This window comes from Mitsuaria sp. RG, from assembly GCF_028369275.1.
Classification (GTDB): Bacteria; Pseudomonadota; Gammaproteobacteria; order Pseudomonadales; family Pseudomonadaceae; genus Aquipseudomonas; species Aquipseudomonas peradeniyensis.
Map to the genome: position 1 here is coordinate 1 of NZ_JAQMYQ010000040.1, position 23,696 is coordinate 23,696.

Below are 23,696 nucleotides of genomic sequence, written 5' to 3' on the forward strand. Positions count from 1 at the left end.
ACAAGGCCGCTCCTACAGAGGGGGTACAGGCTTTACAGGTCGCCGTAACCCAGCGACCGCAGGGCGCGCTCGTCGTCGGACCAGCCACCCTTGACCTTGACCCACAGGTTGAGCATGACCTTGGAGTCGAACAGCACTTCCATGTCCTTGCGCGCCTCGGAACCGATGCGTTTGATACGCTCGCCCTTGTCGCCAATGATGATCTTCTTCTGCCCGTCACGCTCGACCAGGATCAGCGCATGGATATGCAGCACATGGCCCTGCTGCTTGAACTCCTCGATTTCCACGGTGATCTGGTACGGCAGCTCCGCGCCCAGCTGGCGCATGATCTTCTCGCGCACCAGTTCGGCGGCGAGGAAGCGGCTGCTGCGGTCGGTGATCTGGTCTTCCGGGAAGAAGTGTTCGTTCTCCGGCAGGTGCTTGGCGATCTGGGCTTCCAGCGCTTCGAGGTTGTGCCCCTGCTGCGCGGAGATCGGCATCACTTCGGCGTTCGGCAGTTGTTCCTGCAGCCATTGCAGATGCGGGATCAGCTCGGACTTCTCTTCCATGCGGTCGGTCTTGTTGACCGCAATGATCAACGGGCCGGTGACGTACTGCACCCTCTCCAGCACAAGCTGGTCCTCGTCGGTCCACTTGGTACGGTCGACCACGAAGATCACCACGTCGACGTCCTTGAGGGCCGCCGAGGCGTTGCGGTTCATGTAGCGGTTGAGCGCCTTGTCGTTGGCCTTGTGCATGCCGGGGGTATCGACATAGATCGCCTGCACGTCACCCTCGGTCTTGATACCGAGCATGTTGTGGCGGGTGGTCTGCGGCTTGCGCGAGGTAATCGCCAGCTTCTGCCCGAGGATGTGGTTGAGCAGCGTGGACTTGCCCACGTTGGGGCGACCGACAATGGCGACATAGCCGCAGCGGGTCGAAGTGTTCTCAGTCATTGCCATTCTCCACGCCCAGGGCGATCAATGCGGCGGCAGCGGCGACCTGCTCGGCGATACGCCGGCTCACGCCCTGGCCGCGGCTTTTCTTGTTCAGCAGGACCACTTCGCATTCGACGAAGAAGGTCCGGCAGTGCGGTTCGCCCTGGATGTCCACCACTTCGTAGCGTGGCAGCTCGCAGGCACGCGACTGCAGGAACTCCTGCAGGCGGGTCTTGGGGTCCTTGTTGGTGTCGACCAGGGTCAGCCCGTCGAACTCATCGGTCAGCCAGGCCAGGATACGCTCGCGGGCGGTCTGCATGTCGGCGTCCTGGTAGATGGCGCCGATCAGGGCCTCGAGGGCGTCGGCGAGGATCGACTCGCGACGAAAGCCACCGCTCTTGAGTTCGCCCGAGCCTAGGCGCAGGTACTCGCCCAGGTCGAAGCCACGGGCCAGACGGGCCAGGGTCTCGCCCTTGACCAGGCGTGCACGCAGGCGCGACAGCTGGCCTTCGCGGGCCTGCGGGAAGCGCTCGAACAGCGCCTCGCCGACCACGAAGTTGAGGATGGCATCGCCAAGGAATTCCAGGCGCTCGTTATTGCGCCCGGCATAGCTGCGATGGGTCAGGGCCAGCAGCATCTGGTCCTGGTTCTTGAAGGTGTAGCCGAGCTTGCGCTCCAGGCGGGCCAGGGAAGCGCTCATGGGGCCACCCGTGCAATGTTCAACGCGTTGTTCAAATCAACATCCTGAAAGACGGTTTGACTGCGGTCTGTCGCCGGAAACGGCGAAAGCTCTCGCTCCCTGAGAACACAGCCTATGTCAGAAATGCAATCGGCGCTGTCCGTGGACAGCGCCGTCGTTACTCAATGGATCAGCCCGACCCGCGACAGGTTCGGGAAGTGGCTGAGTTTCGGCTCCGGCCAGCTCATCCACACCGCGAACGCCTTGCCGACGATGTTCCGGTCAGGAACCATGCCGTGCAGCTCCTTGGGAATATTCGGGTCATCCCAGAAGCGGCTGTCGTTGGAGTTGTCGCGGTTGTCGCCCATCATGAAGTAATGACCGGCCGGCACGGTCCATTGCTGGTCCGGCGGCATGCGGTAGCGGGTCATTTCCTTGCGGATCAGGTGCTCGGCTTCACCGAGCTTTTCCTTGTACAGCTCGGCGCTGCCCAGGGTACCCGGCTCGCTGCCGACCAGTTGCTCGGCGATCGACTGGCCGTTGACGAACAGTCGCTTGTCGCTGGTGTAGCGCACCACGTCGCCCGGCAGTCCGACCACACGCTTGATGTAGTTGACGTTGGGGTCGCTTGGGTAGCGGAACACCATCACATCCCCGCGCTGCGGATCGCCCACCTCGATGACCTTCTTGTCGATCACCGGCAGGCGAATGCCGTAGGAGAACTTGTTCACCAGGATGAAGTCGCCCACTTCCAGCGTCGGCTTCATCGACCCCGACGGGATCTGGAACGGCTCGACCAGGAACGAACGCAGCACCAGCACGATGAACAGCACCGGGAAGAACGACTTGCCGTACTCGACCAGCAAGGGCTCCTTGTTCAGGCGTTCGACCACGGCCATTTCGGGCTGGCTGACGCTGCCCTGGTAGTTGGCGATCGCCGCCCGCCGGCGCGGGGCCAGGAACAGCAGGTCGATCAGACCCAACAGACCGCAGACGGCGACGGCGATGACGAGCAACAGCGGGAAATTTAGCGACATAGGACCTAGCTATCCAACCTGAGCACGGCAAGGAAGGCTTCCTGTGGAATCTCCACGTTACCCACCTGCTTCATGCGTTTCTTACCGGCCTTCTGCTTCTCCAGCAGCTTCTTCTTACGGCTGACGTCACCACCGTAGCACTTGGCCAGTACGTTCTTTCTGAGCGCCTTGACGGTTGTCCGCGCGATGATCTGGCCGCCAATGGCTGCCTGGATCGCCACATCGAACATCTGCCGAGGGATCAGTTCCTTCATCTTTTCGGTCAATGCGCGGCCTTTGTAGGCGGCATTGTCGCGGTGCACGATCAGGGCCAGGGCATCGACCTTGTCGCCGTTGATCAACACGTCCAGCTTGACCAGGTTGGCCGACTGGTAACGGTCGAAATGGTAGTCCAACGAGGCGTAACCGCGGCTGGTCGACTTCAGGCGGTCGAAGAAGTCCAGCACCACTTCGTTCATCGGCAGGTCGTAGCGCACCTGCACCTGGCTGCCGAGGAACTGCATGTCGCGCTGCACGCCACGCTTCTCGATGCACAGGGTGATGACGTTGCCCAGGTGCTCCTGTGGCACCAGGATGGTCGCGGTGACGATCGGCTCACGGAAGTCGTTGACCGCCGAGACGTCCGGCAGCTTCGATGGGTTGTCGACGGTGATGGTCTCGCCGGTCTTGAGCTCCAGCTCGTAGATCACGCTCGGCGCGGTGGTGATCAGGTCCAGGTCGTATTCGCGCTCCAGGCGCTCCTGGATGATCTCCATGTGCAGCATGCCGAGGAAGCCGCAACGGAAGCCGAAGCCCAGGGCGTCGGAGCTTTCCGGCATGTACTGCAACGACGAGTCGTTCAGGGTCAGCTTCTGCAGGGCGTCGCGGAAGTCCTCGAAGTCGTCGGAACTGACCGGGAACAGGCCGGCGTAGACCTGCGGCTGGATCTTCTTGAAGCCTGGCAGCACTTCGACTTCAGGCGTGTTGGACAGGGTCAGGGTGTCGCCCACCGGCGCGCCGTGAATGTCCTTGATGCTGGCGATGATGAAGCCCACTTCACCGGCTTTCAGATCGGCAGTCTGGGTGTGTTTCGGGGTGAACACGCCGACGCTGTCGACCAGGTGCACCTTACCGGTGGACTTGACCAGGATCTTGTCGCCCTTCTTGACGCGGCCCTGGCGCACGCGCACCAGCGAGACCACGCCCAGGTAGTTGTCGAACCAGGAGTCGATGATCAGTGCCTGCAGCGGCGCATCGATCTCGCCCTCCGGCGCGGGGATGGTCTGCACCAGGCGCTCGAGTACCTCGTCGACGCCCATGCCGCTCTTGGCGCTACAGGCCACGGCATCGGTGGCGTCGATGCCGATGATCTTCTCGATCTCGTCCTTGACGCGGTCCGGGTCGGCCTGGGGCAGGTCCATCTTGTTCAGCACGGGCATGACTTCCAGGCCCTGCTCGATGGCGGTGTAGCAGTTGGCCACGGACTGGGCCTCGACACCTTGACCGGCATCGACCACCAGCAGCGCACCCTCGCACGCCGCCAGCGAGCGCGAGACTTCATAGGTGAAGTCGACGTGGCCGGGGGTATCGATGAAGTTCAGCTGGTAGGTCTTACCATCCTGGGCCTTGTAGTGCAGCGTGACGCTGTGGGCTTTGATGGTGATACCGCGCTCGCGCTCGAGATCCATGGAGTCGAGAACCTGAGCTTCCATTTCGCGCGCAGTCAGGCCACCGCACATCTGGATGAAACGGTCGGCCAGCGTCGACTTGCCATGGTCGATGTGGGCGATGATGGAGAAATTGCGGATATGACTCAAATCACTCACAGGTCAACACTCGAAAAGGCTGCGAGCCGGACGCCCGCCGAAAAATAGCCGGGAATTGTACCTCAAGCCGGAGGGATATGGGAGATTCCTCTATCGGGTGCACTTACGCACTGTAGGAGCGGCCTTGTGCCGCGATCGGGCGCGCAGCGGCCGCAATATCCAGCATGCGCTGCACCTGGCGAGCGGTGACGGTGCCTCTGCGGCCGCTGCGCGCCCGATCGCGGCACAAGGCCGCTCCTACAGAGAATTGTGAAATTTCATGAAAAAAGGCAGCCGAAGCTGCCCTTTCCCTACTGTTCAACCCGCTTATTCAGCCAGCTTGAAGGTGATGAAGCTGGCACGCCCCTGACGCAGCACACGCATGGACACCGAACGGTTCTTCGGCAGCTCCTTGGCGATCTCGGTGAACTGCTTGGCCGAGGCGATGGCCTGGTTGTTCAGGTGGCTGATGACATCACCCGGACGCAGGCCGATCATGGCCGCCGGACCATCCTGGACTTCCTTGATGACCACGCCGCCCTTGAGTTCCAGCGACTTCTTCTGCTCGGCGGTCAGGTCCGACACGGATACGCCCAGACGGTTGCTGCTGCGCTCGGCGCTGCCATCGGCACCCGCGCCCAGACCGATGTCGGCGTCATCCTCAGGCAACGCGCCGATGGTGACGTCCAGGTTCTGACGCTTGCCGTTGCGGATGATCTCCAGCTTGGCCTTCTCGCCGTCCTTGAGGCTGCCGACCAGGTGCGGCAGGTCGGCGGACATGACGATCGGCTGGCCGTTCATGCTCAGGATCACGTCGCCCACCTGCAGGCCGCCCTTGGCTGCCGGGCCGTTTTCCAGGACCTGGGCCACCAGGGCGCCGGCCGGCTTGTCCAGGCCGAAGGACTCAGCGAGGTCCTTGTTGACCTCCTGGATCACCACGCCCAGCCAGCCGCGGCTGACCTTGCCATCCTTCTTCAGCTGGTTCGACACATCGATCGCCACGTCGATCGGGATGGCGAACGACAGGCCCATGAAGCCGCCGGAACGGGTGAAGATCTGCGAGTTGATGCCCACCACCTCGCCTTTCATGTTGAACAGCGGGCCACCGGAGTTGCCCGGGTTGATGGCCACGTCGGTCTGGATGAACGGTACATAGGTGTCGTTGGGCAGCGTACGGCCCTTGGCGCTGACGATACCTTTGGTCACAGAATGGTCGAAGCCGAACGGCGAGCCGATGGCCAGCACCCACTCACCGACCTTGAGCTTCTCCGAGTCGCCCAGCTTGACGATCGGCAGGTTCTTGCCTTCGACCTTGAGCAGGGCCACATCGGTGCGCGGGTCGGTGCCTACCAGCTTGGCCTGCAGTTCGCTGCGGTCGGACAGGCGGACGATGATCTCGTCGGCGTCGGCCACCACGTGGTTGTTGGTCAGCACATAGCCGTCGCTGGAGATGATGAAGCCCGAGCCCAGCGACTGTGCTTCGCGCTGGCGATCGCCACGGGGCGAGCGCGGCTGCTGCGGCATGTTGCGCTCGAAGAACTCGCGGAACATCGGCGGCAGGCCTTCGAGGTCCGGCATCTGCCCGGCGGCGACGCGGCGGTCCGGCAGTTTCTGCTTGGTACTGATGTTGACCACCGCCGGCGAGGCCTGCTCGACCAGGGTGGTGAAGTCCGGCAGGGACTCTTCGGCCTGGGCGCTGAGCACCTGGCCGAGCATGAGCACGGCGGCGAACATCGATAGGTAGGTTTTCAAGCGTGGTATTGACATACGGCTCCCGTCACAACGAGCGTAGTTAGCAGTAAGGTTCCCGCAGACGCAGGAAAGGCCAGACTCCGAGAAGCCTGACCTATAGAAAATTTGCGGCAGGATTGCAAATGACAATGCCTTAATTTCATGTCAGCTCTGTGTAACAAGAGCTGTCAGAAGGCGCGCCGTCATTGACGCGCCTGGGCATCCTGGGCCCGCATCGACAGGGCGACACGTTCAGCGGTCCCCAGCGGGATCTCGCCGACCACGGTGACCATTACTTTGCCCTTGGGCGTGGTCAGGCGCCGCGACACCGCGACGGTGGGACCGAGCTGGGCACGGGTATCGATACCGGCCTCGTTGCCGATCGGCTCGAGGAACACCGAGAAACGAGCGAGGCCGTCGTCATACATGAGGCTGCTGACGGTGCTCTTGCGCTCAGGGTCGCGACGCACCGAGCTGTTGACCAGCTCGAAGCCCGGCGGCAGCCAGTCCGAACGCCATCCGGCGACGGTTTCGGCGGTGCCGGCAGCCTTGCGCTCGACCGGTTTGCAGCTCGCGCTGGCCCCCAGTTCGGCATCGGTCGGCAAATTGTCGGTGTCCAGACGGGTCATCTGGAAGCGCTCGAGCAACTGACCCTTGTCGTTGAGCATCAACGAGCGCAGGGGCAGGCCGGTGCGGCGGTCCAGGTGCAATTCGAAGGCATAGCGATGCTGGTCACGCGGGGTGAGCGCGACAATCACCGCGTCGCGCCCGGCGACGCGTGATTTGCCCGCCACGCTCAGGTCGTACCAGCTCATCAGTTTCAGGGGATCAAGCACCCGCGGGGCGCTGTCCGGCGGTGTGCCCACGCTGCTGACCAGGTTGCCGCTGACGCACTGCACCTTGCCATCGACCCGCACGATTTCCTGGGCCGAGCCGTCGAGCTGCAGCAGCCGCTCGCTGACCTTGCCGTCCTGGACGCGATGCCAGATATCGTGGGATGAGAAGCTGCCGTTGCGTTCGTAGACGAAGGATCCCTGGTAACTCTGCTGCTGCTCGGCCCGTGCCAGCTTGTTCAGCCACTCACTCGCCTCGGGCGAGGAGTTGGCGGCCAGGGCCTGCACCGTCAGGCTGCTGCCAAGCAGCAGCGACAGGAGAGGTAGCGCGCGCATGATCCTCCTTAACTTAGCGGTTTTCCAGGCTGGCGGCGCGGGCGTAAGGCAGCGCGGTCTCGTTGCCCTTCAGCGCGGACTCCTGGGCGTGCTGGCGCAGGTAACCCGGCAGACGTTGATCCCAGCCGGCCTGGTTCTGCAGCACACCGTTGGCCATCGGCCCGGTCGGTTGCTCGTTGCCTTCACTATAGCCTGCCAATACGGCTGGGCCTTGCGCCTGTGGCATGCTCAGGCCCTGCTGGGCAGGCTGCTGGGCGGCCAGCTCGGCACCAGTGATCTCGTCCTGGTTGTAGAAACGCACGCCGGCCAGTACGGCAACGGTCACGGAAGCGGCCACGGCCAGGCGGCCGATGCTGCGCCACGGGCCCTGCTTGACCTTGGCCGGCACGGCCTCGTCGGCCAGCGCCGCGGAAACCGCCGAGGCGATGTCCAGCTTGGGCAGCAGCAGCTCCTTGTGCATGGCTGCGCGGGCAACCTGGTAACGCGACCAGGTGGCACGGGTTTCGGCATCGTCGACGGCGTTCAGCACGCGACGCAGTTCCAGTTCGTCCGCTTCGTTATCCATCACCGCGGACAGCGATTCCTGCAAAGCTTCACGACTCATGGCGGTTCCTCTCTTGGCTGTCGCCGCTGTCTCAGGTTTCCTGCAACAAAGGTTGCAGGGCTTTGTCTATGGCCTCCCGAGCGCGGAAGATTCGAGAGCGCACGGTACCCACTGGACATTGCATGACGCTGGCAATGTCCTCGTAACTCAGTCCATCGAACTCGCGCAGCGTCAATGCTGTACGCAGGTCTTCCGGCAGTTGCTGGATGGTGCGATGGACAGTGCCTTCGATTTCATCCCGCAACAACGCGCGCTCTGGGGACTCGAGATCCTTGAGACCATGATCGCCGTCGTAAAACTCCGCATCCTCGGAGCTCACATCGCTGTCTGGTGGCCGTCTACCGCGGGACACCAGGTAGTTCTTCGCCGTGTTGATGGCGATGCGGTACAGCCAGGTATAAAAAGCACTGTCACCGCGAAAATTCCCAAGCGCCCGGTATGCCTTGATGAAGGCTTCCTGCGCCACGTCCTGCGCCTCATGGGTGTCGTGTACAAAACGCACGATCAACCCGAGAATCTTGTGCTGATACTTCAGCACCAACAGATCGAAAGCTCGCCTGTCGCCACGCTGCACGCGCTCGACAAGCTGCTGATCCTCTTCCTGGGTTAGCATGAACACTCCTCAGTGATCTCGAAGGAGCGCTGCAACAGCCATCGTTCAGGCTTGCAACCATAGACTCGGGCTTTGCGCAAAAGTTCTCCCCTCCAAGCAAGTTTCCTGCGGCCCTTGGTCGGCTCGCACGAAAGACGCAGCGCGGTCACGGCCGGCTGCGTCGATAATCTGGTTTCATTACGCAGGTGCCAGCCCAAGATAGAGCTGCCGCCTTGCGTCGCCGCGGCGATCTGTGGCGTACGGGCAGCCTTCATAGGATTTCCAGGGGTATCGGAAAGTTCCCATAAAGATCGCCATCCACCCGTATGCGCCATTGGAAATCAGGCGCCCGGGGCTGCTATAAAGGCATCCCGGCCAGGTTTCACGATAGTTTCACAGTGCCATCTGCGCTCGACTATTGTGCCGTGCCCCTTCCAAAGATTACTAGTGTCCCGACATGAGCCAACAATTCCAACATGATGTCCTGGTGATCGGCAGCGGTGCCGCCGGTCTCAGCCTGGCACTGAACCTTCCGCGCCACCTGCGCATCGCCGTGCTGAGCAAGGGCGACCTGGCCAACGGCTCGACCTTCTGGGCCCAGGGCGGCGTCGCCGCGGTGCTCGACGACACCGACACCGTGCAGTCCCATGTCGAGGACACCCTCAACGCCGGTGGTGGGCTGTGCCACGAGGACGCCGTGCGCTTCACCGTCGAGCACAGCCGCGAGGCCATCCAGTGGCTGATCGAGCAAGGCGTGCCGTTCACCCGCGACGAACACTACAGCGTCGACGACGGCGGCTTCGAATTCCACCTGACCCGCGAGGGCGGCCACAGCCACCGGCGCATCATCCACGCCGCCGATGCCACGGGCGCCGCGATCTTCACCACCCTGTTGGAACAGGCTCGGCAACGCGCGAACATCGAACTGCTCGAACAACGCGTGGCCGTCGACCTGATCACCGAGCGCCGCCTGGGCCTGGACGGCGACCGCTGCCTGGGCGCCTACGTGCTGGACCGCAACAGCGGCGAGGTGGACACCTTCGGCGCGCGCTTCACCGTACTGGCCACCGGCGGCGCGGCCAAGGTCTACCTGTATACCAGCAACCCCGACGGCGCCTGCGGCGACGGCATCGCCATGGCCTGGCGCGCCGGTTGCCGGGTGGCGAACCTGGAGTTCAACCAGTTCCACCCGACCTGCCTGTACCACCCACAGGCCAAGAGTTTCCTGATCACCGAGGCCCTGCGCGGCGAGGGTGCCCTGCTGCGCCTGCCCAACGGCGAGCGCTTCATGCCGCGCTTCGATCCGCGCGAGGAGCTGGCGCCACGAGACATCGTCGCCCGCGCCATCGACCACGAGATGAAGCGCCTGGGGGTGGACTGCGTCTACCTGGACATCAGCCACAAGCCGGCCGATTTCATCACCAGCCACTTCCCGACGGTCTACGAGCGCTGCCTGACCTTCGGCATCGACATCACCCGCCAGCCGATCCCGGTGGTGCCTGCGGCCCACTACACCTGTGGCGGGGTGATGATCGACGAGCACGGCCACACCGACGTGCCCGGCCTGTACGCCATCGGCGAGACCAGCTTCACCGGCCTGCACGGCGCCAACCGCATGGCCAGCAACTCGCTGCTCGAATGTTTCGTCTATGGTCGCGCCGCCGCCGCCGACATCGAGGCGCGCCTGGAGCAGGTGGCCATGCCCCGCGCCCTGCCCTGCTGGGACGCAAGCCAGGTGACCGACTCGGACGAGGACGTGATCATCGCCCACAACTGGGACGAGCTGCGGCGGTTCATGTGGGACTATGTCGGCATCGTGCGCACCAGCAAGCGCCTGCAGCGTGCCGAGCACCGGGTGCGCATGCTGCTGGACGAGATCGACGAGTTCTACAGCAACTACAAGGTCAGCCGCGACCTGATCGAACTGCGCAACCTGGCGCAGGTGGCCGAGCTGATGATCCGCTCGGCCATGCAGCGCAAGGAAAGCCGGGGCCTGCACTACACCCTGGACTACCCGGGGATGCTGCCCGAGGCCCGGGACACCATCCTGGTGCCGTAGGCAGTCTGCGCGATCCCTGTAGGAGCGGCCTTGTGCCGCGAAAGGGTCGCGAAGCAGCCCCAGGGTTGATCGATTGACGCATCAACCGCCGGGGCTGCTTCGCAGCCCTTTCGCGGCACAAGGCCGCTCCTACAGGGGCATGCGCCAGATCACACAAGTGTAGGGTCGATCACCAGCACCAGCTTGCCGGACACCTGGTTGCTCGCCAGCTCCGCGTAGGCGGCCTCGGCGAATGCCACCGGGTAGGTGTCGACCAGCTGTGGCGACAGGCGCCCCTCGGCGAACAGCGGCCACACCTGCTGGCGCAGCTCGCGCAACAACTCTGCCTTGAACGCGTCATCGCGGTTGCGCAAGGTCGAACCGGTAATCTCCAGGCGCTTGCCCAGCACCAGCGCCAGGTCCAGCTCGACCTTGCGCCCGCCCATCAGGCCAATGATCACCCAGCGCCCGTCACGGGCCAACAGCTTGAGGTTGAGCGGGCCATAGCTGGCGCCCACCGGGTCGAGGATCACGTCGAACGGCCCGAGCTGCTCCAGATCGTCGAGGTTGTCATTGCGCACCACGCCGCCGGCGGCGCCGAGGGACTGACAATAGGCCAGGCGCTCCGGCGAACCGACACTGACCCACACCGGGTTGCCGAACGCCTTGCACAACTGGATGGCCGCGGAGCCCACACCACTGGCACCGGCATGCACCAGCACCTTCTCGCCGGCTTTCAACGCGCCCAGCTGGAAGATGTTCAGCCAGGCCGTGGCATACACCTCGGGCACCGCCGCTGCCTTGTGCAGGCTCAGGCCTTCAGGCACCGGCAGCACGTGCCGGGCGTCGACCACGACTTCCTCGGCCATGCCGCCGCCAGCCAGCAGCGCGCAGACCCGGTCGCCCACGCGCCAATCGGCGCCAGCCCCGACCTCCTCGACGATCCCTGAGCACTCCAGGCCCATATATGGACTGGCGCCAGGCGGTGGCGGGTACAGTCCGGCCCGCTGCAGCAAGTCGGCGCGGTTCAGCCCGGCGGCGGCCACTCGGATGCGCACCTGCCCGGCATCGCAGGCCGGGCGCTCGGCCTCGACCCACGCCACATGTCCGTCAACGCCTTGCAATGCCTTCACAGTGCCTCCATAGTTGAATCATATGACTGAGCCTGGGATAAGCACGTCCCAGGCTTTTTGCAGTATGCGTCCGGCTCCGATGGAACCGGCGAACGGAAAAGACGGCCTACTATGCGTGATCAATTGCCTCCACGTCGAATCAGCATGAAGCATTTCCTCCCCAGCACCGCCCTCGCCCTCATGATCGGCCTGGGCAGCCTCACGCTCGGTGGCAATGCGGCCGCCGCCAACAAGTGGGACAGCCTGCAGCCGGACCGCGACGAGGTCGTGGCCAGCCTCAACATCGTCGAGCTGCTCAAGCGCCACCACTACAGCAAGCCGCCGCTCGACGACGCCCGTTCGGTCATCATCTACGACAGCTACATCAAGCTGCTCGACCCGTCGCGCAGCTACTTCACCGCGGCCGACATCGCCGAATTCGACAAGTGGAAGACCCAGTTCGACGACTTCCTCAAAAGCGGCAACCTCGAACCCGGCTTCACCATCTACAAGCGCTACCTGGACCGCGTGAAGCAGCGCCTGGACTATGCCCTGGGCGAGCTGAACAAAGGCGTCGACAAGATCGACTTCAGCGCCAAGGAAGACCTGCTGGTCGACCGCAAGGACGCGCCCTGGATGAAGAACCAGGCCGAGCTCGACGACCTGTGGCGCAAGCGCGTGAAAGACGAGGTGCTGCGCCAGAAGATCTCCGGCAAGGAGCTCAAGCAGATCCAGGAAACCCTGATCAAGCGTTACAAGAACCAGCTGGCGCGCCTGGACCAGACCCGTGCGGAAGATATCTTCCAGGCCTACATCAACACCTTTGCCCAGTCCTACGACCCGCACACCAACTACCTGTCGCCGGACAACGCCGAGAACTTCGACATCAACATGAGCCTGTCGCTCGAAGGCATCGGCGCGGTGCTGCAGAGTGACAACGACCAGGTCAAGATCGTGCGCCTGGTGCCGGCAGGCCCTGCCGCCAAGACCAAGCAGGTCGCCCCGGCAGACAAGATCATCGGCGTGGCCCAGGGCAACAAGGAAATGGTCGACGTGGTCGGCTGGCGCCTGGACGAGGTGGTCAAGCTGATCCGCGGCCCGAAAGGCTCGGTGGTGCGCCTGGAAGTCATTCCGGCCAGCAACGCGCCGAACGACCAGACCAGCAAGATCGTCTCGATCACCCGCGAAGCGGTCAAGCTCGAGGAGCAGGCGGCGAAGAAGTCGGTGCTCAAGCTCAAGCAGGACGGGCGTGACTATAAGCTGGGGATCATCGAAATCCCGGCCTTCTACCTGGACTTCAAGGCCTATCGCGCCGGCGATCCGGACTACAAGAGCACCACCCGCGACGTGAAAAAGCTGCTCACCGAGCTGCAGAAGGAAAAAGTCGACGGCGTGGTCATCGACCTGCGCAACAACGGTGGCGGCTCGCTGCAGGAAGCCACCGAGCTGACCAGCCTGTTCATCGAGAAGGGCCCGACCGTACTGGTGCGCAACGCCGACGGCCGTGTCGACGTGCTCGAGGACGAGAACCCGGGCGCCTTCTACAAAGGCCCGCTGGCGCTGCTGGTAAACCGCCTGTCGGCCTCGGCCTCGGAGATCTTCGCCGGTGCCATGCAGGACTACCACCGCGCGCTGATCATCGGCGGCCAGACCTTCGGCAAGGGTACCGTGCAGACCATCCAGCCACTCAACCATGGTGAGCTCAAGCTGACCCTGGCCAAGTTCTACCGGGTTTCCGGGCAGAGCACCCAGCACCAGGGCGTGCTGCCGGACATCGCCTACCCGTCGATAATCGATACCAAGGAAATCGGCGAAAGCGCGCTGCCCGAGGCCATGCCATGGGACACCATCCGCCCGGTGGTCAAGCCGGCTTCCGATCCGTTCAAGCCGTTCCTGGCCCAGCTCAAGGCGCAGCATGAGGCGCGCAGCGACAAGGATGCCGAGTTCGTCTACATCCGCGATCGCCTGGCGCTGACCCAGAAGCTGATGAACGAGAAGACCGTCAGCCTCAACGAGCAACAGCGTCGCGCCCGCCACGACGAGATCGAGGCCAAGCAGCTGGCACTGGAGAACATCCGCCGCAAGGCCAAGGGTGAAGAGCCGCTCAAGGAACTTAAAAAGGAAGACGAGGACGCCCTGCCTGCCGAGCCGGACGACACCAAGCCAGAGGACGATGCCTACCTGTCCGAGACCGGTCGCATCCTGCTCGACTATCTGGGCCTCAGCACGTCGGTGGCCAAGCACTGAAATGATGGCGAAATAATGTGACCTGTCATCAAACAGTCACCGGACTGTCGTGAAATGTAAGGGCCGGACGTGCAAGCGTCCGGCCTTTTTCACTTCAGGAAGCAGTCCATGACCGTCACCGAACAGCTCAGCGCATTGAGCGCCATCCTGGCTCAACGCAGCGTCCACTGTCTGTTCCAACCCATCGTCTGCCTCTCTGAAAGGCGTATCCTCGGCTATGAGGCCCTGAGCCGCGGCCCGTCCAACAGCCCACTGCACTCGCCGCTGAACCTCTTCGCCATCGCCCGCCAGGCCGGCCGCCTCGCCGAACTGGAGGTGCTGTGCCGTGAAACCGCCTGCCGCCGTTTCAGCGAGCTGAACCTTCCGGGCCTGTTGTTCCTCAACGTCTCGCCCGAGTCCCTGGTCGAGCCCGACTACCCGTCCGGGCGCACCCTGAAAATGCTCGAACAGGTCGGCCTGGCACCCAGCCGAGTAGTCATCGAGCTGACCGAGCAGACGCCTACCGAAGACTTCCAGCTGCTGTACAACGCCCTGCACCACTACCGCGACATGGGTTTCTCCATTGCCCTGGACGACCTGGGCGCCGGTTACTCGAGCCTGCGCCTGTGGTCGGAGCTGCGCCCGGACTATGTGAAGATCGACCGTCATTTCATCGATGGCATCCACCAGGACCCGCTCAAGCGCGAGTTCGTCGGCTCCATCCTGCAGATCGCCCGTGCCTCCCGCGCCCAGGTGATCGCCGAGGGCATCGAACTGGCCGAGGAGCTGGCAGTGCTGGGCGACATGGGGGTGACCCTGGTCCAGGGCTACCTGCTCGGCCGCCCTCAGGAGTTTCCAGCAGGCGACAGCCTCGGCCTGCCGCCCCCAGTGACAGGCTCGGGCGTTGCGCTGTGCGAGGACAGCCGCGACCTCAGCGCCCTGCTTATCCAGCAACCCTCGGTCACCCTCGACACCGCCACGCAGCAGGTGCTCGACGCTTTCCGTCGACAGGCCAACCTCAACTCCCTCGCCGTGCTGGACGAGCAAGGTCGCCCCTGTGGCATCGTCCACCGCCACTCGCTCGCCGACGTCCTGCTCCAGCCTTTCGGCACCGACCTGTTCGCGCGCAAGCCGATCAGCCGCCTGATGAGCCAGGATTTTCTCGCCGTCGAGCGCGGCCAGTCGCTGCAGCAGGTCAGCCGCCTGCTTACCAGCCGTGCGCGCCAGCGTATCGAGGAAGACTTCATCATCACCCAGAATGGGCGTTACCTGGGGCTTGGGCGGGTGATCGACGTGCTCAAGCTGATCACCGAGCAGAAGATCCAGCAGGCAAGGCACGCCAATCCGCTCACCCTGCTGCCGGGCAACGTGCCGATCCAGCAGTGCCTGGCACGCCTGCTGTTGCAGCAGCGCAAGGCAGCTGTGTGCTACGTGGACATCGACAGTTTCAAGCCCTTCAACGATATCTATGGCTACGCCCGAGGCGATGAAGTGCTGTTGTGCCTGGCCCAGTGCCTGAACGACTGCGTCGATCCGAGCCGGGATTTCGTCGGCCATATCGGCGGCGACGACTTCATGCTGGTGCTGGGTTCGGCGGACTGGCGCGAGCGCCTGCAATTGCTGCTGGAGGCTTTTGGCCGGCAATGCCGGCGCTTCTACCGTAGCGAACACCTGGAGGCCGGCTGCTTCATCGCCCACAACCGTCAGGGGCAGCGGGAGACGTTCGCCTTGCTGTCACTGTCGATCGGCGTGGTCTGGCTGGAGCCCGACAGCAGCGACGGGCTGGATGCCGGTCAACTGGCCGAACTCGCCTCCCAGGCCAAGCGCCAGGCCAAGGATGGCGGTGGCTCAGGCCTGAGCCTGATCGATACGACTGTGCTGAGTTAACGCTATGCGGTCCTTTCGCCGGCAAGCCGGCTCCCGCAATCCAGCCTACAGCCCCGATTTCAGGCTTCTTCCGGGTAGCGATACTCGAACACCCGCACCACTTCCGAGGCATGCCAGGATGCCGCCTCCATGCCATCCACCGGTCCGGAAAACCGCCCCAGGCGCTCGACGCACTCGAAGAACCCGGTGCGTGGCAGGCGACTGGCCCCCTGGCTGATCACCAGCGAGCTGCGCAGCGGCTGCTCGGCGCGGGCGTCGAGCGTCGCCAGGTACTCGAGGGCCGCCGTCAGGGTCTGCATGGCCGGGCTGGGCAATTGCAGACGCTCGAGCAGCGCACGGTAGGTGAGCAGGTGGCGTTGACGGCGGGCCAGGTCGAGCTCGGTCAGCAGGCTCTGCCACTGCTGACGGCTGATCCTGACCTGGCTCATGACGGCTCGCTCCAGCCGGCCACGCCCAGGTGCCAGGCCAGGCTGCGCAGGATCGCAGCGTCCGGGCGGCGCTCCCCGGACTCGATCATCGCCAGGTAGGCCGGGCTGATGCCGACACTGCGTGCCAGTTGCTCCGGGGCCAGGCCCTTGGCCTGACGCAAGGACGCCAGCTGGTCCAGGGAGGACTGGCTGGCGCTCGGTTGAGTGCTCTCGTTGTGACTGACTGAGTCGGGAGCTACGGCCGGCGCCTGGCCTGCGGCCGCCAGCAACTTCTGATATTGCTCCCAGGGAACCACTGCGTACTCGGGCTGACCGTCCCGGCTGATGACCTGAATACCCATACAACCCCCTTGACGTTGGATTACGGCATGTAATCCGTAGGCATAACCCTTATGCCAATTATATTACCAACCTCGGGGGTCTGTGCGGAATCAGCTGCCAGGACGCTCAAGGCGCAGGGCCTCGGGAGTATCAGGCAGGCGCTCGACCACCCGCAGCCGTTCCGGCGACTGGGCATCGCGCCAGGCCTTGAAACGGCCCAGCTCATCGGCCACGGTCTTGAGCACCCAGCCCAGCACGGCGATGTCATCGAGCAGGCCGACACCCAGCAACCAGTCGGGGATGGCGTCCAGGGGGCTTACGAAATACAGCAGCCCGGCAACGATGGTCACCAGCGCCCTGGGGCTGACGGCGCGGTACTCGCCACGCCACCAGGCCAGGCACAGCGCCTGCATCAGGCGCAGGTCCTCGCGTAATTGGCCCAGCTTCGGCCCCTTGCGGGCCACCGCGAACAACAGGGCCGGCAGCCGGCCACGACTGAGCAGGCGCTCGGCCAAGGGCAGGAAGCGGGCGAAATTCCAGGGTGCGCTCATGGGACCTCCAGAGGAGCAGGGGTTATCCACATTTATTGTGGATAACCTTGTGAACAGGGCGACATTGGCGCCGCGTGGTGCCCGCCGGGCAAGGGCCAGGTACGAATCGGGCGTTTTTTACACAACCGTTTCAATCGCGCAAACGTTTTGCGACACCGGCACCCGTGTCTGCGCGGCTACTGCTTGCGACAGTGAATGACGCCGACGGTTCGCGTCAAGCCGGACTGAAAACGACGACGCCCCGTCGAAACGGGGCGTCTTCTTGCAACGGGCCGGGTATTACTTGGCCGGTGCCTGGTCGGCCTTGGCCGGATCCTTGATGGCAATCAGTTCCAGGTCGAAGACCAGGACCGAGTTGGCCGGGATCAGCGGGCTCGGGCTCTGGGCGCCATAGGCCAGCTCAGCCGGGATGTACAGCTTGTACTTCTCGCCGACGTGCATCAGTTGCAGACCTTCGACCCAGCCCGGGATCACGCCGCTGACCGGCAGGTCGATCGGGCTGCCGCGCTCGACGGAGCTGTCGAAGACCTTGCCGTCGGTCAGCTTGCCTTCGTAGTGGACGGTGACCACGTCGGTCGGCTTGGGTTGCGGGCCGTCGGCCTTCTTGACCACTTCATACTGCAGGCCCGAAGCGGTGGTGATCACGCCAGGCTTCTTGGCGTTTTCCTCAAGGAATTTCTTGCCGGCGGCGGCAGCTTCCTCGCTGGCCTTGGCCAGGCGTTCTTCGGCGCGCTTCTGCAAGGCGGTGAAGGCTTCGACCAGCTCTTCGTCCTTGATGCGCTGCTCTTTCTTGCCTACCGCGTCCTCGATGCCCTGGGCGACGGCTTTCGAGTCCAGGTCGTCCATGCCTTCCTGGGCCAGGCTCTTGCCCATGTTCAGGCCGATACCGTAGGAGGCCTTCTGTGCCGGAGTCTTCAGCTCGACGCTGCTGGTCTGGGCGTCGCAGCCCGCGAGGACCAGGCCTACCAGGGCAACCGCGGCCGCCAAACGATGCTGTTTCATGTAATTTCCTTGTTCATGCGCCATGAGGGCAATCAGGGTAAAGCCGCGAGCTTAGCAGGCGGCCGCGACCAATGGCTACCGACATAAGAGCGGGTTGCGCGCAGGAAGTTCCTGGGTGAAAGGTTGTTCATCCTCGGCGCTTGAAGCCAATGGCCAGTATTGACGGTTCAAGGGCGTGTTGCCGGAAGAATTTCATACAACCCGCTGCTCTTCCTCTCGCAGCGTCAGCACCTCGAATCCGCCCTCGGTCACCGCCACCGTGTGTTCCCACTGCGCCGACAGGCTGTGGTCGCGGGTGATCACCGTCCAGCCATCGCGCAACCCGCGCGTGCCGCGCCCGCCCTGGTTGATCATCGGCTCGATGGTGAACACCATCCCCGCTTGCAGCGGCATGCCCTGGCCGCGCTGGCCGTAGTGCAGCACCTCCGGCGCCTCGTGCATCTGCCGGCCGATGCCGTGCCCGCAGTACTCGCGCACCACGCTGTAACCGGCGGCCTCGGCGTGGGCCTGGATGGCATGGCCAATATCGCCGAGCGTCGCGCCGGGGCGCACCTGCTCGATGCCCTTCCACAAGGCGGCATAGGTGGTGTCGACCAGGCGCCTGGCCTCGTCGCCGATCTGGCCGATGCAGTACATCTTCGACGAGTCGGCAATGTAGCCGCCCTGCTCCAGGGTGATGTCGACGTTGACGATCGAGCCTTCCTTGAGCACCTCGTCGACCTTGGGCATGCCATGGCAGACCACATGGTCCACCGAGGTGTTCAGCGAATAGGGGAAACCGTATTGGCCCTTGCTCGCCGGCCGGGCCTTGAGGGTTTCGACGATGAAGGCCTCGGCGCGGTCGTTGATCTGCATCGTGGTCACCCCGGGGCGAATGAAACCGTCGAGGTCGGCGAACACCCGGGCGAGCAGTTGGCCGGCGTTGCGCATCAGCTTGAGCTCGGCGGCGTCCTTGAGGATGACCTTGCTCATTGCAGCAACTCCTTGAGGTTGGCCTGTTCCTGGCGCAGCAACTGGCGCAGCAGTTCCTGGTAGGTCGCTTGCGGGTGCAGCTCGGCCAGCATGCCGATGCGGATCCAGTGCTCGGCCTGGGCGTTGATCGAACGCGACAGCGCGGCGCTGGCCACGCGCAGGTCTTCGTGGAGGTCGTCGGAGATCTTGACGATGCCCATGGTGCAGTTACTCGCATATATGAAACGTATGTGAATCATATACTCATCCAATTGCATGTGCCATCCGCTGGTGCGTGGCTCCCCGTATCGGTGCACGCCCATCGCGGGGCAAGCCCGCGCCCACGCGTGCTCACCTGCGGGGCGTGGGAGCGGGCTTGCCCCGCGATGACATGGCCCGGGATTTGCTGCCCCATATGGCATCGAGACCATCAACGCCGATGGTCCCCTCCCATCACGACGAAGGCGCCGTGTTGCCCCGCTTGCCATTTGCAGGCCGGGCAGCCGGCGCCTTTGTCGTTTCATCAGCAGGAGATTGCCGATGAGCGACAGCCAAGTGCGCAGTGTGTGCCCGTATTGCGGGGTCGGCTGCGGCATCGTCATGCACATGAGCGATGGCAAGGTGGTCAAGGTCAGTGGCGACAAGCAGCACCCGAGCAACTTCGGCCGCCTGTGCACCAAGGGCCAGAGTGCCCATGTGCCGCTGCAGGCCGGGCGCATGGCCCACGCCTTCGTGCGCGACCAGCGCAACCAGCAGCCGGCGCGCCGCAGCCTGGACACGGCCATCAGCGAAACCGCCGCGCGGTTGCGCGCGATCATCGACATCCATGGCGCGGATGCCGTGGCCTTGTACGTGTCCGGGCAGATGTCGCTGGAAGCCCAGTACCTGGCCAACAAACTGGCCAAGGGCTTCATCGGCACCCGCCATATCGAGTCCAACTCACGGCTGTGCATGGCCAGTGCCGGCAGCGGCTACAAACAGTCGCTGGGCGCCGACGGACCGCCGGGCAGCTACCAGGATTTCGAGCGTGCCGAGGTGTTCCTGGTGATCGGCGCGAACATGGCCGACTGCCACCCGATCCTGTTCCTGCGCCTGCTGGACCGGCTCAAGGCCGGGGCCAGGCTGATCGTCGTCGACCCCCGACGCAGCGCCACCGCCGACAAGGCCGACCTGTTCCTGCAACTGCGTCCGGGCACCGACCTGGCGTTGCTCAATGGCCTTCTCTATCTGCTGCATGCCAACGGCCACACCGACGCGGATTTCATCGCCCGCCATACCGAGGGCTGGGAGGACCTGCCGGCGTTTCTTGCGGACTACACCCCGGAGCGGGTCGCGGCCATCACCGGGTTGGACGAGGCCGACATCCGCGCAGCCGCCCGCCTGATCGGCGAGGCCGACGAATGGATGAGCTGCTGGACCATGGGCCTGAACCAGAGCATCCACGGTACCTGGCACAGCAATGCCCTGTGCAACCTGCACCTGGCCACCGGCGCCATCTGCCGCCCCGGCAGCGGGCCGTTCTCGCTGACCGGCCAGCCCAACGCAATGGGCGGCCGCGAGATGGGCTACATGGGGCCGGGCCTGCCGGGCCAACGCTCGGCACAGGTGGCGGCGCACCGCGCCTTCGTCGAGCGGCAATGGCAGCTGGCGCCCGGCACGTTGCGCAGCGAGGGCGGCGAAGGCACCGTGGCGCTGTTCGAACAGCTCAAGAGCGGCGAGGTGAAGGCCTGCTGGATCATCTGCAGCAACCCGGTGGCCAGCGTCGCCAACCGCCAGCAGGTGATCGACGGCCTGAACCAGGCGCAACTGGTGATCAGCCAGGACGCCTTCCTCGACACCGAGACCAACCGCTACGCCGACATTCTCCTGCCGGCGGCGCTGTGGGCCGAGGGTGAAGGGGTGATGATCAACAGCGAGCGCAACCTGACCCTGATGCCCCGCGCCGTCGAGCCACCCGGCGAAAGCCTGGAAGACTGGCGCCTGATCGCGCGCATCGCTTGTGCCCTGGGCTACGCGCATGCCTTCGACTACCCCGACGCCGAGGCGGTGTTCGATGAGATCCGCCACTTCCATAACCCGGACACCGGCTACGACCTGCGCGGCATCGACTATGCCGGACTGCGCGCCAGCCCCCGGCAGTGGCCCTGCGCGCCGGGGCGCGAGGATGACCGCAGCCCGCTGCGCTATCGCAACGACGAACACGGCCAGCCAGCGGCACTGGCCTTTCCGACCGTCAGCGGCAAGGCGCGTTTTCATGCGCGGCCCTGGCTGGCGCCCGCCGAGCTGCCGGACGACGCCTACCCCTTTGTCCTCAACACCGGCCGCGTGCAACACCAGTGGCACACCCTGACCAAGACCGGCAAGGTCCCGAGCCTGAACCGGCTCGAGCCCGGCCCCTTTGTCGAGATCCACCCCGACGATGCCCGGCGCCTGGGCATCCGCGACAAGGACCAGGTGGCAATCCGTTCACGCCGTGGCCAGGCGCTGCTGCCGGCCCGTCTCAGCAACCGGGTGCTGCCTGGTGGCTGCTTCGCGCCGTTCCACTGGAATGACCTGTACGGCGAGCAGTTGGCGATCAACGCGCTGACCAGCGACGCCGTCGACCCCACCTCGCTGCAACCGGCCTTCAAGTACTGCGCCGTGACCCTCGAACGGGTCGCGGGCGAACGCATCGAGGCCCTCGACCTGAACGTCGCCATTCCTTCGGAGCCCGTCACCATGCCGACCGCCACCCTCGCCCGCCTGCTGGGCCTGGAGACACAGCCTGCCCCGGTGCTTGCCGAGGAGGAGCGGCATTACCTGCAAGGTTTCCTGCTCGGCCTGCAACAGGCGCGGGCCGAAGGCGTGCCAAGCCTGCCGGCTAACGCACCGCTGGCGCCGCCCCGACGCCTGTTCGTCGATGGTCTGCTGGCGGGGCTGTTCGCCCAGCCTCAGGCACAGGCAGGATTACCTTGCCATCGCGTGCTGTGGGCCTCGCAGACCGGCAACGGCGAGGCGCTGGCCGAGCGCTGCGCTAAACGCCTGCGCGAGGCAGGGCTGAAGGTGGAGCTCAGCAGCATGGAAGGTGTCAGCCCGGCGCAACTGCGCGGCTGCGCCAGCGTACTGCTGATTGCCAGCACCTTCGGCGACGGCGACGCCCCGGACAGTGGCGCCTCGTTCTGGCAGGCCCTGCAGGGCGCGGGCGACGTCGATTGCGTCAAGCTGCCCTATGCGGTACTGGCCCTGGGCGACTCCAGCTACGACCAGTTCTGCGGCTTCGGTCGCAAGCTCGACCAGCGCCTGGCGGAACTGGGCGGCCAGCGCCTGCTGGAGCGGGTCGACTGCGAGCCGGATTTCGATGCCGCATTCAGTGCGTGGCTCGAGGCCCTGCTGGCGGCCCTCGGCACAAACACCCCCGCGACATCGGCACCAGCAACCGCCGAATCTCACGGCAGGCACCAGCCATGGCCTGCGCGCCTGGTGCAGAACCGCCTGCTCAACGGCCCCGGCTCGACCAAGGAAACCCGCCAACTGGTGTTCGACCTCACGAGTAGCGGCCTGGACTATCAGCCCGGTGATGCCCTGGGCGTGTGGCCGCGCAACTGCCCGGCGCTGGTCCAGGAGCTGCTCAGCCTGATGCAACTCGATGGCCAGGCCGTGGTCGAGCTTGAAGGTCAGACGCCGATGCCCCTGAGCCTGGCGCTGGAACGGCATCTGGAGATTGCCCGTGTCACGCCACGACAGCTCGAAGCGCTCAGCGAAAACGCACCCTCTCTGCAACAGTTGTTGCAGCCTGAGTGCAAGACCGCGCTCAAGGACTGGCTATGGGGCCGGCAACTGGCCGATGTGCTGCGCGAGTTTCCCCGGCAATGGCCACTGAGCCGTTGGCTGACCTTGCTCAAGCCCTTGCAGCCGCGGCTGTACTCGATCAGCTCAAGCCCCAAGGCGCATCCCGGGCAGGTGCACCTGACGGTGTCCACAGTGCGCTACGGTGAACGCAAGGGGGTCTGCTCGGCCTTTCTCGCCGACCGTGCTGCGGACGTCGAAGTGGCCATCTTTGCCCAACCATCCAGACACTTCCGCCTGCCCGACGACGACGGCACGCCCATCGTAATGATCGGCCCCGGCACCGGCATCGCGCCCTTCCGGGCGTTTCTCGAAGAACGCCGGGAACGCGCTGCGTCTGGCCGCAACTGGCTGTTCTTCGGCGAGCAGCACGAGGAGCACGACTTCTACTATCGCGAGCAGTTGCTGGCTTGGGAAGCACAGGGCCATGTGCGCCTGAGCACCGCGTTCTCCCGCGACCAGCCGCAGAAGATCTATGTGCAGCAACGCCTGCTGGAACAGGGCGCCGAACTGTGGCGCTGGCTGCAGGACGGCGCGCATGTGTATGTCTGTGGCGATGCCCAGCGCATGGCCCGGGATGTGGATGCGGCCTTGCGCCAGGTGGTGGCGCAGCACGGCGGCCTGGACGAGGCCGCGGCAGCGGCGTATGTCGAAGGGCTGGGGCGGGACAAGCGCTACCGGCGGGATGTGTATTGATGCACCAAGGTGGTGAGGGCTGCACCCTGCTTGTGCGGCCGCACCACCTGGCCAGCACACGCCCAAAGCTGCAACCCTTGTGGGAGCGGGCTTGCCCCGCGATGACCGGAAGCCTGGCACACTCCCTGCTTCACCCAATGCACAAC

Annotated in this window: 19 protein-coding genes; 4 read left to right on the forward strand and 15 right to left on the reverse strand. The window is 64.6% G+C overall.

What is annotated here, in order from left to right; genetic code table 11:
- Positions 1-32: 32 nt before the first annotated feature.
- The 8 genes from era to rpoE all read right to left on the reverse strand — a co-directional run bounded on the left by era (position 33) and on the right by rpoE (position 8,534).
- Positions 33-935, reverse strand: coding sequence for a GTPase Era (gene era / locus POF53_RS19740; RefSeq protein WP_203647791.1), 903 nt, complete (start codon positions 933-935; stop codon positions 33-35).
- Entirely contained in the window at positions 928-1,617 is a 690-nt protein-coding gene (rnc, locus tag POF53_RS19745) for a ribonuclease III (RefSeq protein WP_028690123.1), read from the reverse strand. The genes era and rnc overlap by 8 nt, the downstream gene beginning before the upstream one ends.
- A gap of 161 nt (positions 1,618-1,778) precedes the next feature.
- On the reverse strand, positions 1,779-2,633 hold the full coding sequence (gene lepB, locus POF53_RS19750) for a signal peptidase I (RefSeq protein ID WP_110739523.1): 855 nt from the start codon (positions 2,631-2,633) through the stop codon (positions 1,779-1,781).
- A gap of 5 nt (positions 2,634-2,638) precedes the next feature.
- Positions 2,639-4,429 carry a translation elongation factor 4 gene (lepA, locus tag POF53_RS19755; RefSeq protein WP_189656960.1) on the reverse strand — a complete coding sequence of 597 codons (1,791 nt, stop codon included), beginning with the start codon at positions 4,427-4,429 and terminating at the stop codon, positions 2,639-2,641.
- 315 nt (positions 4,430-4,744) lie between these two features.
- Complete coding sequence (locus tag POF53_RS19760; protein WP_232855782.1) at positions 4,745-6,184, reverse strand: DegQ family serine endoprotease; 1,440 nt, start codon at positions 6,182-6,184, stop codon at positions 4,745-4,747.
- 167 nt (positions 6,185-6,351) lie between these two features.
- Positions 6,352-7,317, reverse strand: a complete 966-nt coding sequence (locus POF53_RS19765; RefSeq protein ID WP_232855781.1) for a MucB/RseB C-terminal domain-containing protein — start codon at positions 7,315-7,317, stop codon at positions 6,352-6,354.
- A 13-nt stretch (positions 7,318-7,330) separates the two neighbouring features.
- Positions 7,331-7,921: a sigma-E factor negative regulatory protein gene (locus POF53_RS19770; protein ID WP_203647794.1), complete on the reverse strand. Its 591-nt coding sequence runs from the start codon at positions 7,919-7,921 to the stop codon at positions 7,331-7,333.
- 31 nt (positions 7,922-7,952) lie between these two features.
- Positions 7,953-8,534, reverse strand: coding sequence for an RNA polymerase sigma factor RpoE/AlgU (gene rpoE / locus POF53_RS19775; RefSeq protein WP_010220971.1), 582 nt, complete (start codon positions 8,532-8,534; stop codon positions 7,953-7,955).
- A gap of 436 nt (positions 8,535-8,970) precedes the next feature.
- Here rpoE and nadB point away from each other — a divergent pair, with 436 nt between their 5' ends.
- Positions 8,971-10,572: an L-aspartate oxidase gene (gene nadB / locus POF53_RS19780; protein WP_203647795.1), complete on the forward strand. Its 1,602-nt coding sequence runs from the start codon at positions 8,971-8,973 to the stop codon at positions 10,570-10,572.
- Between the two features lie 149 nt (positions 10,573-10,721).
- Here the strand turns inward: nadB and POF53_RS19785 are convergent, their stop codons facing one another.
- Complete coding sequence (locus POF53_RS19785) at positions 10,722-11,684, reverse strand: NAD(P)H-quinone oxidoreductase (RefSeq protein ID WP_498969088.1); 963 nt, start codon at positions 11,682-11,684, stop codon at positions 10,722-10,724.
- Between the two features lie 144 nt (positions 11,685-11,828).
- Between POF53_RS19785 and POF53_RS19790 the strand changes: the two genes are divergently transcribed.
- The gene (locus POF53_RS19790) at positions 11,829-13,910 is read left to right on the forward strand and encodes a carboxy terminal-processing peptidase (protein WP_498969090.1); all 2,082 of its coding nucleotides are present in this window, start codon (positions 11,829-11,831) and stop codon (positions 13,908-13,910) included.
- Between the two features lie 108 nt (positions 13,911-14,018).
- Complete coding sequence (locus POF53_RS19795) at positions 14,019-15,776, forward strand: bifunctional diguanylate cyclase/phosphodiesterase (protein ID WP_498969092.1); 1,758 nt, start codon at positions 14,019-14,021, stop codon at positions 15,774-15,776.
- A 59-nt stretch (positions 15,777-15,835) separates the two neighbouring features.
- Here POF53_RS19795 and POF53_RS19800 read toward each other — a convergent pair whose 3' ends face one another.
- From POF53_RS19800 to POF53_RS19825, 6 genes are all read right to left on the reverse strand, one after another.
- The gene (locus POF53_RS19800) at positions 15,836-16,204 is read right to left on the reverse strand and encodes a hypothetical protein (RefSeq protein WP_050703980.1); all 369 of its coding nucleotides are present in this window, start codon (positions 16,202-16,204) and stop codon (positions 15,836-15,838) included.
- Positions 16,201-16,545 (reverse strand): helix-turn-helix domain-containing protein, encoded by a 345-nt coding sequence (locus tag POF53_RS19805; protein WP_203647798.1) that lies wholly within the window; start codon positions 16,543-16,545, stop codon positions 16,201-16,203. The genes POF53_RS19800 and POF53_RS19805 overlap by 4 nt, the downstream gene beginning before the upstream one ends.
- 90 nt (positions 16,546-16,635) lie before the next feature.
- Complete coding sequence (locus tag POF53_RS19810) at positions 16,636-17,076, reverse strand: YkvA family protein (RefSeq protein WP_050703978.1); 441 nt, start codon at positions 17,074-17,076, stop codon at positions 16,636-16,638.
- Between the two features lie 279 nt (positions 17,077-17,355).
- Positions 17,356-18,078: a BamJ family beta-barrel-assembly machinery protein gene (gene bamJ / locus POF53_RS19815; protein ID WP_050703977.1), complete on the reverse strand. Its 723-nt coding sequence runs from the start codon at positions 18,076-18,078 to the stop codon at positions 17,356-17,358.
- A 192-nt stretch (positions 18,079-18,270) separates the two neighbouring features.
- Entirely contained in the window at positions 18,271-19,038 is a 768-nt protein-coding gene (gene map, locus POF53_RS19820; RefSeq protein WP_498969121.1) for a type I methionyl aminopeptidase, read from the reverse strand.
- Positions 19,039-19,046: 8 nt separating this feature from the next.
- Positions 19,047-19,250, reverse strand: a complete 204-nt coding sequence (locus tag POF53_RS19825) for a ParD-like family protein (protein ID WP_050703975.1) — start codon at positions 19,248-19,250, stop codon at positions 19,047-19,049.
- 319 nt (positions 19,251-19,569) lie between these two features.
- On the opposite strand from POF53_RS19825, the gene POF53_RS19830 reads away from it, so the two are divergent.
- Positions 19,570-23,550 carry a bifunctional nitrate reductase/sulfite reductase flavoprotein subunit alpha gene (locus tag POF53_RS19830; RefSeq protein WP_498969096.1) on the forward strand — a complete coding sequence of 1,327 codons (3,981 nt, stop codon included), beginning with the start codon at positions 19,570-19,572 and terminating at the stop codon, positions 23,548-23,550.
- Positions 23,551-23,696: the final 146 nt, after the last annotated feature.